Annotated in this window: 14 protein-coding genes; 8 read left to right on the top strand and 6 right to left on the bottom strand. The window is 68.0% G+C overall.

Annotation, left to right across the window (positions count from 1 at the left end):
- Positions 1 to 6: 6 nt before the first annotated feature.
- Positions 7 to 885, bottom strand: a complete 879-nt coding sequence (locus OHB24_RS31295) for a type IV toxin-antitoxin system AbiEi family antitoxin domain-containing protein (RefSeq protein ID WP_327634459.1) — start codon at positions 883 to 885, stop codon at positions 7 to 9.
- A 160-nt stretch (positions 886 to 1,045) separates the two neighbouring features.
- Here OHB24_RS31295 and OHB24_RS31290 point away from each other — a divergent pair, with 160 nt between their 5' ends.
- Positions 1,046 to 1,273 (top strand): hypothetical protein, encoded by a 228-nt coding sequence (locus OHB24_RS31290; protein ID WP_327634458.1) that lies wholly within the window; start codon positions 1,046 to 1,048, stop codon positions 1,271 to 1,273.
- Positions 1,273 to 2,370 carry a Clp protease N-terminal domain-containing protein gene (locus OHB24_RS31285; protein ID WP_327634457.1) on the top strand — a complete coding sequence of 366 codons (1,098 nt, stop codon included), beginning with the start codon at positions 1,273 to 1,275 and terminating at the stop codon, positions 2,368 to 2,370. Before OHB24_RS31290 ends, OHB24_RS31285 begins: the two co-directional genes overlap by 1 nt.
- A gap of 3 nt (positions 2,371 to 2,373) precedes the next feature.
- Here the strand turns inward: OHB24_RS31285 and OHB24_RS31280 are convergent, their stop codons facing one another.
- Genes OHB24_RS31280 through zapE form a run of 4 tightly spaced genes read right to left on the bottom strand, consistent with a single transcriptional unit; the run spans position 2,374 to position 5,564 of the window.
- Positions 2,374 to 2,982 carry a DUF998 domain-containing protein gene (locus tag OHB24_RS31280; RefSeq protein WP_327634456.1) on the bottom strand — a complete coding sequence of 203 codons (609 nt, stop codon included), beginning with the start codon at positions 2,980 to 2,982 and terminating at the stop codon, positions 2,374 to 2,376.
- A 45-nt stretch (positions 2,983 to 3,027) separates the two neighbouring features.
- Positions 3,028 to 3,897, bottom strand: a complete 870-nt coding sequence (locus OHB24_RS31275; protein WP_327634455.1) for a PPK2 family polyphosphate kinase — start codon at positions 3,895 to 3,897, stop codon at positions 3,028 to 3,030.
- Between the two features lie 17 nt (positions 3,898 to 3,914).
- Complete coding sequence (locus tag OHB24_RS31270) at positions 3,915 to 4,541, bottom strand: hypothetical protein (protein ID WP_327634454.1); 627 nt, start codon at positions 4,539 to 4,541, stop codon at positions 3,915 to 3,917.
- Positions 4,542 to 4,553: 12 nt separating this feature from the next.
- A complete protein-coding gene (zapE, locus tag OHB24_RS31265) occupies positions 4,554 to 5,564 on the bottom strand; it encodes a cell division protein ZapE (protein WP_327634453.1) in 1,011 nt (336 codons plus the stop codon).
- 163 nt (positions 5,565 to 5,727) lie between these two features.
- Here zapE and OHB24_RS31260 point away from each other — a divergent pair, with 163 nt between their 5' ends.
- Genes OHB24_RS31260 through OHB24_RS31235 form a run of 6 tightly spaced genes read left to right on the top strand, consistent with a single transcriptional unit; the run spans position 5,728 to position 11,870 of the window.
- Complete coding sequence (locus OHB24_RS31260; RefSeq protein WP_327634452.1) at positions 5,728 to 7,029, top strand: ABC transporter substrate-binding protein; 1,302 nt, start codon at positions 5,728 to 5,730, stop codon at positions 7,027 to 7,029.
- A 4-nt stretch (positions 7,030 to 7,033) separates the two neighbouring features.
- Positions 7,034 to 7,951 carry a carbohydrate ABC transporter permease gene (locus OHB24_RS31255; protein WP_327634451.1) on the top strand — a complete coding sequence of 306 codons (918 nt, stop codon included), beginning with the start codon at positions 7,034 to 7,036 and terminating at the stop codon, positions 7,949 to 7,951.
- Positions 7,948 to 8,772 carry a carbohydrate ABC transporter permease gene (locus OHB24_RS31250; protein WP_327634450.1) on the top strand — a complete coding sequence of 275 codons (825 nt, stop codon included), beginning with the start codon at positions 7,948 to 7,950 and terminating at the stop codon, positions 8,770 to 8,772. Before OHB24_RS31255 ends, OHB24_RS31250 begins: the two co-directional genes overlap by 4 nt.
- Before the next feature lie 10 nt (positions 8,773 to 8,782).
- The gene (locus OHB24_RS31245) at positions 8,783 to 9,574 is read left to right on the top strand and encodes a VOC family protein (protein ID WP_327634449.1); all 792 of its coding nucleotides are present in this window, start codon (positions 8,783 to 8,785) and stop codon (positions 9,572 to 9,574) included.
- A complete protein-coding gene (locus OHB24_RS31240) occupies positions 9,571 to 10,512 on the top strand; it encodes an aldo/keto reductase (protein ID WP_327634448.1) in 942 nt (313 codons plus the stop codon). Before OHB24_RS31245 ends, OHB24_RS31240 begins: the two co-directional genes overlap by 4 nt.
- The gene (locus OHB24_RS31235) at positions 10,509 to 11,870 is read left to right on the top strand and encodes a GH1 family beta-glucosidase (RefSeq protein WP_327634447.1); all 1,362 of its coding nucleotides are present in this window, start codon (positions 10,509 to 10,511) and stop codon (positions 11,868 to 11,870) included. The genes OHB24_RS31240 and OHB24_RS31235 overlap by 4 nt, the downstream gene beginning before the upstream one ends.
- On the opposite strand, the gene OHB24_RS31230 is transcribed toward OHB24_RS31235, so the two are convergent.
- Entirely contained in the window at positions 11,842 to 13,062 is a 1,221-nt protein-coding gene (locus OHB24_RS31230) for an ROK family transcriptional regulator (protein WP_327634446.1), read from the bottom strand. The genes OHB24_RS31235 and OHB24_RS31230 overlap by 29 nt on opposite strands.
- Positions 13,063 to 13,107: the final 45 nt, after the last annotated feature.

Here is a 13,107-nt window from a genome sequence, read left to right as displayed (position 1 = left end):
GGGCCCCTATGCGGCCCACTTCCGGGGGTTCTGCCTGCGCGCCCGTCCGCTCAAGACACCCGCCAGCGCCTGGGCGACCCACCCCTCGTCGAGCACCACGTCCTCCCATGAGAATCGCAGCAGGGTCCACCCGCGCATGGCGAGGTTGACGTAGCGGCGGCAGTCGCGGCGCAGCGCCTCGCGAGACGCGTGGTAAGCGAACGAGTCGGCCTCCAGGACCAGCCGCAGCTCCGGGTGACCGAGGTCGACGCGCGCGAAGAACTCGTCGTCCGCGATCACGAACTGCGGCACGAAACCGCAGTACCCGGCCTTGAGGACGCGACCCTGCAACACCGACTCGAGGGCCGACGCCGCGCGCGGATCACCCGCCTCGGCCAGCCTGATCCCCCGTGCCCGCCCTGGCCCCCGGACCGAGACCGCCGCGGCGAGCAGTTCGTCCCGCGTCACGAGGCCCTTGCGCAGTGCCGAGTCGGCGACCGCGAGGGCCTCGCAGAACGGGAGGCTCCGCGCGCAGTCGAGGACAGTGCGCAGCGGCGTGGTCGCGCCGTCGAGTTCGGGAGCATCGGACCAGTGCAGGGTGCACGCAAGCCGCGTCTCGCGCCTACGCTGGCGGCGAGCGACGGTGACATGGGGTTTGAGCGGCATCGTGACGACGTCGAGCCCATGGTGCTGCGCCGCGCTCTCGTGTGACAGGACACCGCCGTACGCGCGGGCGACAGTCAGCGGCGACGGATCGATCGGCAGGGCGTACAGGCCCTTGGCGACGCGCTTGATCCGGCCCTGCGCCAGCGCGAGCCGGATCGCCCGCGAGGGGACGAGTGCGTGCAGTTGCGCGAACGTCGCGCTCCCACCCGCCTTCTGCAGGACTTCAACCACCTCAGCCACCGAACCAGCGTGGCAGGGATCGCGCCGTCGCCGCGGCCGTTATCCACAGGCGGACCGCCACGCAGGCACAACCCGCCGTCGAAGGGGTCCAACCGGCCGTTTCGAGGGGTTCTGCCTGCGTGGCGGTTCACGCTCGGGCTAGCGTGATATCTTGATAGCTATGGCGAAGGATGGGACCAAGAACATCTTGTTGCGGCTCGATCCGGTGTTGGCTGAGCGGTTGCAGACTGTGGCTTCGGTGGAGGGGCGTTCGGTGTCGGACGTGGCGCGTGAGGCGATCGCCGCGTTGGTGGATCAGCGGCGGCAGGACGTGCAGTTCAGCGAGTTGCTCGAGCAGAACCTCGTCCGGCACGAGGAATCGTTGCGCCGGCTGCGTGGAGACGACTGATGCGTTACCTCGGTCGGTACGACGTTCTCGCGATCGCCGCGCGCGTGCTGCGGTGCGACTCCGACGACGTCGTACGCCGATCGAACCTGGACGCGATCGATCGCGTGCTGGACGGCGTACGGCTGACCGGCGGCCTCGCGGAGTCGGCTGGGGTGCTGCTCGCGGGTCTGGTCCGGGCGCGGCCGTTCGACGGAGCCAACCGGGTGGTGGCGGTCGCGGTCGTGCTGCAGTTCGTCACGCTGAACCGCGCCGAGCTGCAACTCGAGCCGGTCGCCGACGTCGACGATCTGCTCGATCGGATCGCGTCCGGTGACGCCGGGTACCACGAGGCCGCCGCCTTCGTCCGGAGCCGGCTCGAGCACCACCCGGTGACGGCCGAGGACCTGCAGGAACGCCTTCGGGTCGAGCTGGTTCTCGACGAGGAGGCGCTGACCTTCGATCTCGTGCAGGACTGGTGGAGGGGAGATCCCATGTACGAACAGTTCAGCGAGCAGGCCCGGCACGTCATCGTGCTGGCGCAGGAGGAGGCGCGCAGCCTCGACCATGTGTACGTCGGCACCGAGCACCTACTGCTCGGCCTGATCACCTTGGGGCAGGGCGTCGCGTCGCGTGTGCTCGCCGACCTGGGCGTCACGGCTCCGGCGGTGCGGGATCTGGTCGTCGAGATCATCGGCCGCGGCCGGAGCGGTGCGGCCGCCGGGACGATCCCGTTCACGCCGCGCGCGAAGAGCACGTTCGAGTTCGCGTGGGGCGAGGCGCGGGCCCGTGGCGCGGAGCAGGTCGGTCCGGAGCACCTGCTCCTCGGCGTACTCCACGACGGCGACGGGGTCGGCGGCCAGATCATCACCAAGCTCGCCGAGAGCACCGACGAGGTACGCCGGAAGCTCGAGAAGCACATGAACTGGCGCCAGCGGTCACACGACCTCGTCACGGGCATGCTCGCCGAGGACCCCGCCAACACGTGGACGACGTACGGCCGCCGGCATCACCTGCTCGCCGAACTCAACGCCGTCCTCGAGGAGAACGAGCGCCTGCACGAGCAGGTCGCTGCGCTCCGCGACCTGCTCCGGCGCCACGACATCGACCCGGACAGCTGATGCTCAGGTCGCGGCTTCGACGAGCAGGCAGATCCCGACTGTCAGGAACCACAGGTTCGTGCTGAGCAGGAACCCGCGCTCGAACAGACCGAACACCACGCGCAGCCGAGGCACGAGCGCGATCACCAGCAGGACGAGCGACACGACGGCGATGATGCGCAGCACCGACAGGAAGCCGCTCACCGACTCCCAGGCGCCGACAGATCCGAGTTCGGGCGTCATGTCGGCGATCGCGGAGTACGTCAGCGCGAACGCGGCGACCGCGAACACATAGTGCAGCCGGCCGGACCGGGTCAGTCGCTGCCCCTCGAGGTCGGTCGGGAACTTCAGCATGCCGGCCCGCATCACCGGGATCAGAAACAGGAACACCAACTGCAGCACGGTCACTGTCGGGGTGCCGGGCTCGAGCGCGAGTCCAGCGGCCAGTGCAAGGATGCCGACCGACGAAGCCACGAGTGCCCAGCGGAACAGCCACGCGTAGCGGCCGACGCCGTAGTCGCTGACGGCATGCCGGACCGGGTGGTAGCCGGTCGGAAGCACGTGCAACGCCACGAAGACGCAGAGATAGCCACCCATCCCCAGGACGGCGAGAAGAGCCAGGATCAACGCCATGCGGGCAACCGTAGATGGTCCAGGACCAGGGCCACCTAGCCGCTGTCAGGTTGCTGCCAGGCGCTTCTTCTCGTTCTCGACGTCGAAGTCGGCCGCAGGCCACTCCGGGTTCAGCTCCTTGAGCGTCTCCAGGAGGATTGTGGTGACGGCCCAGTTGCGGTACCACTTGCGGTCGCTCGGGATGACGTACCAGGGCGCGTCAGGCGTGTTGCAGCGCTCAAGCGCCGCGTGGTACGCCTCCATGTAGTCGGGCCACAGCTGCCGCTCGTCGACGTCACCCGGGTTGTACTTCCAGTGCTTGGTCGGGTCGGCGAGGCGCTCCTCGAGCCGGGCCCGCTGCTCGTCGGCCGAGATGTGCAGGTAGCACTTCACGATCGTCACGCCGCTGGCGGTCAGCTCGGCCTCGAACTCGTTGATCTGGTCGTACCGCCGGGTCCACACGTTCGGCGTGACCAGTTCGCGCACCCGGGCGATCAGCACGTCCTCGTAGTGCGACCGATCGAAGACCCCGATCATCCCGTGCCCGGGCACTGCCTGCCGGATCCGCCACAGGAACCCGCGGCGCTTCTCGGCCGGCGTCGGCGCCTTGAACGAGGTGATCTTCAGGCCCTGCGGGTCCATCAGCCCCGCGCCGTGCCGGATCACGCCGCCCTTGCCGGAGGTGTCCATCCCCTGCAGCACCAGCAGAATGCTCCGCTCGCCACCGGTCCGGCCCTCGGCGAACAGCCGCTCTTGCCAGTCCGAGACCTCGGCGCCGAGGTTCTCCAGCGCGAGCTTGCCGTCGTCCTTGGTCCCGCTGAACCCCGCCGTCGCACGCGTGTCGTACTTCGTCAGGTCCACCTCGCCGACCGGCACCCGCAGCTGCTCCCGCAGTCCCCCACCGGCTGCCTTCTGGCCCTTCTTCTGCTTCGCCATTAGGTCATCCTGCCTCATCAGCCCATGAGTTCAGCGGCTTTCCGCCGTCGTCTGGACCACAAGATCAGCTCGATCACGACCACCGCCACCAGGCAGGCCACGACCGCGGCCGCGCCCCACAGAATCCCCAGGAGCCCAGCCAGACACTCCTCCGCGTCGGGGGCACACCCGGTCTTGTCGTGGTACATCATCCCGATCACCGTGACGACGAGTGACACCACGACAGTGCCGACCAGGTACGCCGCGGCGCGCAGCAGCCACCGTCCGCCGCCGAGCCGTGCCCCGGCGGTGGTGAGCAGCACGAAGGCCAGCACGAAGAGCACGATCTCGAGCTGTTGCAGCTCGCCCTCGTTCTGGTTCCAGATGAACCGGAACCCGTCGTTGACGATGTCCTGCCAGATCATCACCACGGTCAGCACACCGAGCACGATCCCCAGCGACAACCGAGCCCGCGGCTCCGGCCACGCGACCACCACGGACGCCACCGCCGGCACCACCGCAAGCAGCCCGAGCGGGAAGATCCAGTAGCTGCTGCCGAACCCCGACGTGTCGCGGAACTGCACGAATCCCCCGGCACCCAGCAACCCGAGCGCCACCGCGAACAGCACCAGCGAGACCCTACGTCGCTGTCCTTCGACTCTCATCGGTTCAGGGAATCATGCGGCACGGGCCAGTGCGATCAGGCGCGACAAGGCCCGCAGGTACTTCTTCCGGTAGCCGCCCTTCAGCATCTCGGCCGAGAACAGCCGGTCGAGCGGGACGCCGCTCGCGAGGAGCGGCAGGTTGCGGTCGTACATCCGGTCCGCGAGCACCACCACCCGCAACGCCACGTTCTCGTCGGTCAGCGGCCGTACGTCGGTGATCGCCACCGTCTCGATCCCGTCGAGCAGGGCGCCGTACTTGCTCGGATGCAGTTCGGCCAGGTGCCGGTGCAGGTCGACGAAGTGGTCGCACGACGCGTTCGCCCGTACTGCGGCCTCCTGCTCGACCTTCTCGTCGGGCCACGGGTCCGGCGCCACCGGGAGCCCTCGATGGCGGTAGTCGGGCCCGTCCACTCGCCGTACGTCGAAGCGCGCTGCAAGACCCTGGATCTCGCGGAGGAACTCGATCGCCTGGAAACGGCCCTCGCCGAGCTTGTCGGGCAACGTGTTCGAGGTCGCCGCGAACTCGACGCCGGCCTCGACCAGCTGACCGAGCAGCCGCGAGATCAGCATCGTGTCGCCGGGGTCGTCCAGCTCGAACTCGTCGATACAGACCAGCCGGTACGCCGACAGCGCCTCGACCGCCGTCCGCAGCCCGAGGGCACCGACGAGGTTGGTGAGCTCGACGAACGTGCAGTACATCTTCGGGCCCGAGGACTCGTGCCACAACGAAGCGAGCAGGTGGGTCTTGCCGACGCCGAATCCGCCATCGAGGTAGATGCCCGGTTTGTCCGGGGACACGTTCCGTCCGCGCAACCGAGACCACAGCGACGGCGTCGGCCGCGGCTTGGCCAGCTTCTCCGCCCGAGCCGACAGCACGGCGAGGGCCTCCGTCTGCGACGGCTCGTCCGGATCCGGGCGGTACGTGCCGAACCGGACCTCGGCGAACCGCGGCGGCGGCACGCACTCGGACAACAGCCGATCCGGCGAAACCGCCGGCGCCCGCTCACTCAACCGCACCACCATGCGCCCAACCCTAAGGTCTCGCACTTTGAGCACCCACCAACCATGGACAGCCCCCCGAAATGGTTGGTGGGTGCACAAAGTTGGGCTGTGGCCTTGACCACTTTCTTACTTTCAGTTAGGAAGTTGTAGAGAGGGTCGTGAGGCGAACTACGAGGAGTCTCCGATGGGCGAACAGCACGTGCGGCGGCGGACGGTTCTGAAAGGGGCGGTGGGTGCACTCGGCCTCGGGTCGGCACTGGCCGCCTGCGGCGGGAGTGACAGCGGCGGCGGCACCACGAGCGGCGGGAAAGCCGTGGTCCGGATGTGGTCCTGGTACAACGACCAGGAGGACCAGTTCCCGAAGCTGATCAGCGCGTTCGAGGCCGCGCACAGCAACATCAAGATCGAGAACCGGATCTTCGGCACCCCGGACCAGTACCTGCCCGCGTTGCAGGCGGCGGTCGCGGGTGGCGACGTACCGGAGATCTTCGCGCCGCACACGCGGGCGCTGACCTACGGCACCGGCGGGGTGTCGGCCGACCTGAAGCAGGAGCTCGGCGACGACTTCCTGAAGGACTTCTTCGACTCGGCCAACCAGGAGTACACGCTGGACGGCAAGCAGTACGCCGTCGGCTGGATGGCGCAGACGTTCGGGCTCTTCTACAACCCGGACATGCTGAAGAAGGCGGGTGTCGCGGAGGACGGTATCGAGACCTGGGACGACCTGATCGCGGCGGCGGCGAAGATCAAGGCGACCGGCAAGTTCCCGGTGGCGCTCAGCTGCAACCCGACGACGAGTTCGCTGGACTTCTTCCTGCCGCTGATCACGCAGGTCGCCGACGACCCGACGTACTACCTGAAACTCGATCAGCTCAAGGACGGCGCGACGTACGAGGACCCGAAGGTGGTCCAGGCGATCGAACTGCAGCAGAAGATCGTCAAGGCCGGCGTGTTCCAGCCCGGTACGACGGGCACCAGTGGCGACCAGGCGCCGCAGATCTTCTACACCGGGAAGTCCGCGATGCTCTTCAACGGCAGCTGGACGCCACAGGGGCTGACGAAGGACGCGACGCCGGCGTTCAACAAGCTGTACAAGGTGATGAAGACACCGGCGATCGCGCCCGGCAAGCGGCACTGGACGGCGAACCAGGCGGGTGCCGGGTGGGCGTTGTCGGCGACCAGCAAGAACAAGGACGCCGCGCTGGAGTTCCTGAAGTTCATGTACTCCGCCGACCAGTACTCCCCCACGATGAACGGCTCCAACTCGATGCCGGCCACGAAGAGCGCGGCGGCCCGGATCGAGCTGCCGATCATGAAGCAGATGACGTCCTGGCTGCTCGACGGCGACGGCTGCCCGCACATCCCGTTCGGTCCCGGCTCGGTGGCGGCCGGCGATCCACTCGCGAAGATCTTCGACGGCAGCGGCGAGCCGGCGGCGGTCGCGAAGGCGATGCAGCAGGCGGTGCAGAACGCCAAGGGCGGCTGATCGGATGGCGACAGCCCAATTCTTCGGGACGCCGCTCAGAAAATCGCAAAGAGTCGCGGGCTATCTCTTCGTTCTTCCGACGTTCGTCCTGTTCCTGGGTTTCGTACTCTGGCCGATCCTCTACACGGCGTACCTGAGCCTGACCTCGTGGGGCGGGTTCGGGGCGCCGCGGTTCGTGAACTTCGACAACTACAGCCGGATGCTGCACGATCCGGTGGCACGCCGGGCGTTGATCGTCACGCTGGTGCTGACCGGCGTGACGACGGCGATCCTGACGTTCCTCGGTCTCGTCACGGCGGTGCTGGTGAACGTGATCTGGCCGAAGGTCGGTGTCGTCGTCCGCACCATCCTGTTCATCCCCGGGATCGTGTCGTTCGTCGTGTCGGCGGTGCTCTGGAAGCTGATCTACGACCCGAACATCGGCACCCTCAACCGGTTGCTCGGGGCAATCGGTCTGGACAGCCTGCAGCACCCGTGGCTGGCCGACCACAAGACCGTGCTGCCGGCGATCGTCGTGGTGACGGTCTGGGGCGGCCTCGGGTTCAACATGCTGATCTACTTCGCCGGTCTGCAGAGCATCGATCCCAACCTGTACGAGGCCGCGGCCATGGACGGGGCCAACACGGTCCAGCAGTTCCGCCACATCACGGTCCCGAGCCTGCGGATCGTGACCGGCCTGATCGTCAGCCTCGGGTTGCTCAACGGGTTCAAGGCGTTCGACGTGATCTTCGTGATGACGGGCGGCGGGCCGAACCACGCCAGCGAAGTACTCGGCACGTATCTGTACTCGCTGGCCTTCGGGTCGACGTCCGGCTCGATCCCGCAACTGGGGTACGCCAGCGCGTTCAGCGTCGTGACGATGGTGCTCTGCACGCTCGCGGTGATCGCGCAGCTCTGGCTGACCCGGAGGGCGGACCGATGAGGAAGAACCTGCTCGGTAAGTCGTTCGCGACGTTCGTGCTGCTGCCGTTCTGCCTGCTGATGGCGTTCCCGTTCGTGTGGATGCTGCTCACGTCGCTGCGCGAGCAGAACACGATCTTCAACGGGCCGATCATCCCGCGGAAGTTCACCGGTACGGCGTACAAGGACGCCTGGACGTCGATCGAGTTCCCGCTGCATTTCTGGAACAGCGTGTGGATCACGTCGGTGACCGTGATCGGCGTACTCGTCTTCGCCACCCTCAGCGGGTATGCGTTCGCGAAGCTGGACTTCCCGTTCCGCAACACGTTGTTCGTGTTGCTGCTGACGACGCTGATGATGCCGTCGACGGCGCTGATCATCCCGCTGTATCTCGAGCTCAAGTCGTTCGGTCTGCTCGACAGCCAGGCCGGTCTGCTGGTGCTCTACATCTCGGGATCGGCGCCGTTCGCGATGTTCCTGATGCGGGCGTTCTTCCAGACGTTGCCGGACGAGCTGATCGAGGCCGCGCGGGTGGACGGCGGCAGTGAGCTGACGATCTTCCGGCGGGTGATCCTGCCGCTCACGCGACCCGGGATCGCGACCGTGGTGATCTTCCAGTTCCTGTCCACCTGGAACGAGTTCCTGATCGCCAACACGGTCCTGCGGAACACCGACTCGCTGCCTTTGCAGCCGGTGCTGTTCACGCTGATGGGTCAGTACTCCACGAACTGGCCGGCCCTCACCGCCGGTCTCACGTTGTCCGTCGTACCGGTCGTGATCGTCTACGTCCGGATGCAACGGCAGTTCGTCGCCGGGATGATGCTCGGCGCCGTGAAAAACTGAGAGAGGTGCTATGCCGATCAAGAACGTCGTGGTCAACTGCACGGACGTGCAGCGCTCCGTCGAGTACTACACCAGGTTTCTCGAGCTCCGCGTCGTCGGAGAGCCGACAGCGCAGCGCGCCGTACTGGACGCGGTGACCGCGACGGTCGAGTTACGGGCCGTGAGCAATGACCGGGGACAGAGCACCTGGTCGCCCGACGATCTGCAGAAGGGCTTCCGGCACATCGGGTTCAAGGTGGACCGGATCGACGAGCGGGCCGGCGTCCTGAAGGACGCCGGGGTGGAGTTCAAACTCGACCCGCTCGACGCCGAGGGCAACGTCCGGATCTGCTTCTTCTACGACCCGGACGGCACGCTGCTGGAGCTGATCCAGGGCGATCTCGAGTACGCCGAGGTCCTGGACGCGGCCGGCGTCGCCAGAGAGCGCTCTCTGGGCGTTCCCGAGCGACCGCGGTTCGACCACGTCGCCGTCACGATCGAGGACCGCGACGCGACCGCCGCCCACTACCACGAGCACCACGGCTTCGACTTCATCGGAACCATCGAGCAGCCGCACGACAGCCGCGGCTTCCACATCGGCTACCTCAAGGGCGGCGAGACCGTCCTCGAGGTCTTCACGTACGACGTCCCCAAGACGTCCCGGGACCCGCAGCTCGACGTCGCGGGTTTCGCGTACGCCGAACTCGCGGGCGACCCGCCGGACCTACCGGTCGCGATCTCGCCGGACGGGACGAAGGTCTACGTCGACCCTGACGGGTTCCCATACACGGCAAGCACCGACACCGTAGGCTCCGGCGCATGACTGAAAACTGGCTCCGTCCGCTGGGTTCGACCGGTCTGACCGTCTCCGCCGCCTGTGCCGGCGGCAGCGCGATCGCCGGCATGCCCGCCGTCTTCGGGTACGACGTCACGCCCCAGGAAGCGGTCGACCTGGTACTGCGGGTGTTCGACAGCCCGATCACCTGGATCGACACCTCGAACGGGTACGGCGACGGCTCCAGCGAGACCCGGATCGGCCAGGCGATCCGCGAGTACGGCGGACTGTCCGAAGGGTTCCTGGTCGCGACGAAGGTCGACGCCAAGGACGGCGACTACTCCGGCGCACGCGTCCGGGCGAGCGTTGCCGAGAGCAAGGAGCGGCTCGGGCTGGACGAGCTGCCGCTGGTCCACCTCCACGACCCGGAGGCCCACGACTTCGAGTCGATGCGCGACGCCGTCGACACGCTGATGCAGCTGCGCGCGGACGGGGAGATCGGGCACGTCGGCCTGGCCGGCGGCGACACTCGTGAGCTGTCCCGGTACCTGGATCTCGGCGGGTTCGAAGTACTGCTCGTGCACAACCGCTGGAGCCTGGTCGACCGCTCGGCCGACGGCATCTTCCAGCGGGCTCGCGCGGAGGGCATCGCGGTGGTGAACGCGGCGGTCTACGGCGGCGGGATCCTCGCGAACCCGTCCGGCGCCACGAAGTACGCCTACCGCGAGGCGCCGGCCGCGGTCCTGCAGGCCGTCGCGGAGATGGACAAGGCGTGCCGCGAGTACGGCATCGACCTCGCGACTGCCGCGCTCAGGCACTCGATCGACGACCCGGGAATCGCCGGCACGGTCGTCGGCATCAGCAAGCCGGCCCGCGTCGACGCGCTGATCGCTGCCCAGGATGCGGACCTGCCCGAGGAGCTGCTTAACCGGTTAGGTAGCCTGCTTCCGGACAAGCAGTACTGGGTCGAGAAGGAGACGACGTGACGAACGGGTTCCCGAGCGGGTTCACCTGGGGTGCGGCGACCGCGTCGTACCAGGTCGAAGGCGCCACGACAGCGGACGGCCGCGGCCCGAGTATCTGGGACACGTTCGCCCACACTCCGGGGCGGATCGCGGACGGCACCACCGGCGATGTGGCCGACGAGCACTACGTCCGGTTCGCCGACGACGTCCGGCTGCTCGCGGACCTGGGGCTGAACGCGTACCGGTTCTCGATCGCGTGGCCGCGGATCATGCCCGCAGGCGCCGTCAATACTGCTGGGCTCGACTTCTACAAGCGGCTCGCCGAGACGTGCCTGGAGAACGGCGTCACGCCGTACGCGACGCTGTATCACTGGGACCTGCCGCAGCCGCTCGAGGACGCCGGCGGCTGGCTGGTGCGTGACACGGCCGAGCGTTTCCGCGACTACGCCGCCGTCACGCACGACGCCCTGTCGGACGTGGTCAAGCACTGGATGACGCTGAACGAGCCGTGGTGCTCGGCGTTCCTCGGGTACGGCAACGGTGAGCACGCGCCGGGCCGCGCCGAAGGTGCCGACGCGCTGAAGGCTGTGCACCACCTGCTGCTCGGGCACGGTCTCGCGCTGGACGCGATCCGGTCCGAGGGCGGGACGTACGGCATCGCGCTCAACCCGGCGCCGATCCACGCCGCGTCCGACTCCCCCGCCGACCGCGACGCCGCGCGCCGGATCGACGGCCTGCGGAACCGTCTCTTCCTCGAGCCGTTGCTGTCCGGGCAGTACCCGGCGGACGTCCTGGAAGACACCGGGATGACGGAGTGGTTCGCGGCGCAGGCGGCCGACCTGCCGCTGATCGGGGCGCCGCTCGACTTCATCGGCGTCAACTACTACTGCCCGACCACGGTGGCCGCGCCGGACGGGCCGATCTCGTCGCCGGTCGCCTCCACCCAACCGGGCAGCGAGAACGTCGCTGCCGTCGACACCGGTCTCCCGCGGACCCAGATGGGCTGGCCGATCCAGGCGACCGGTCTGCGCGACATCCTGGTCACGATCAACAAGCTCGCGCCCGAGCTGCCGTTGTACGTGACCGAGAACGGATCGGCGTACCTCGACGAGTTGACCACGGACGGCACGGTCGAGGACGACGAGCGACTCGACTACCTCCAGCAGCACGTTGCCGTCTGCCAGGAACTGGTCGCCGAGGGCTTCCCGCTGAAGGGGTACTTCGCCTGGTCGCTGCTCGACAACTTCGAGTGGTCGTGGGGCTACAGCCGCCGCTTCGGCATCGTGTACGTCGACTACGCGACGCAGGCGCGCATCGTGAAGAAGAGCGGCCGCTGGCTGCAGAACTTCCTCACGAGCGCGCGTTCTGGTGCGGAGTGAGCTGACTGTGCAGGACGAGTGAGGCGGCGCCCAGCGCCGCCGCGCTCGGTCCGAGTTTGGAGAGCTCGACGCGGGTCGGGTGCATCGCGCGGACGAACGACAGCCGGTTGAGCTCGGTCGACGCGACCCGGACGTAGATGTCGCCGGCCTCGCTGAAGCCGGGGCCGGCCAGAATGATCTGGTTCAGGTCCAGCAGGTTGGTGATCGAGAGCAGCGCCTTCGCCAGGTACGTCGCGGACTCCTCGATCAGCTCGACGCACTGTGGATCACCGCCGGCGGCGAGGCGCGCGATCTTGGCGAAGTCCGCGCGTACGGACGTCTCACGACCACGGAGACCGAGCTTGTCGGCCAGCGTCGCGTCCTGTTCGGCGCGGGCAACCACGGCCCTCGGCGCGGCCAGGCTCTCCAGGCAGCCCTGTCCGCCGCACCAGCACATCGGCCCGTTGACGTCGAGCACCATGTGGCCGATCTCGCCGACGTTCGACGACGAACCGCGGTACACATCGCCGTTCGTCACCAGGCCGAGCCCGAAACCGGCCGCCAGGTAGACGGTCGCGAAGTCGTTCACCGACGGGATCTTCCCGGCCCAGAACTCGCCGATCGCCGCGCAGGTCGAGTCGTTCTCCACCACGATCGGGTGGTCGATCGCCGCCTTCAGCGTGTCCCGCACCGCGAACGGCTCCCACGCGTACTTCTCCGAGTCGGTCCGCAGCAGCCGCGTCCCGCCCCGGCCCTGCCGGCCGGCCAGCGCCACGCCGACTCCGACCAGCGTGGACGGCTCGATCTCCGCCTTCACGATCAGGTCCTCGAGCTCGGCCGTGATCCGGCGGACGGCAGTCGCCGGCGCATCCTTGCCGATCCCCCGCGACGACAGCTGCTCGATCACCCGGCCGCTCATGTCGGTGACGACGTACGTCGTACTCGGGGTGTCCACCGCGATACCGACCGCGTGCCGCGCGCGCGGGTTGAACTGCAGCAGCGTGGCGCGTTTCCCGCCGGTCGGGTCGCCGTACCCGGTCTCGATGATCAGGCCGTCGGCGAGCAGTCGCTTGACCACCCGGGAGATCGACGCGCCGGTCAGGCCGGAGCGGTCGGCGAGGTCGACGCGGGTCACCGTCCCGCTGGAACGGATCAGGTCGAGGATCGCGCTGTGCGTCTCCTGCGCGGTCGCACCCCTCAGAATCTTCGCCACGTCACCCTCCCTCGGAGCGCACTTTAGTACACAACGTAAGGAAGT

The organism is Kribbella sp. NBC_00482 (assembly GCF_036013725.1).
Taxonomy (GTDB): Bacteria; Actinomycetota; Actinomycetes; order Propionibacteriales; family Kribbellaceae; genus Kribbella.
Note: the sequence above shows the minus strand (reverse complement) of the source record. Positions and strands in the feature narration are given on the sequence as shown.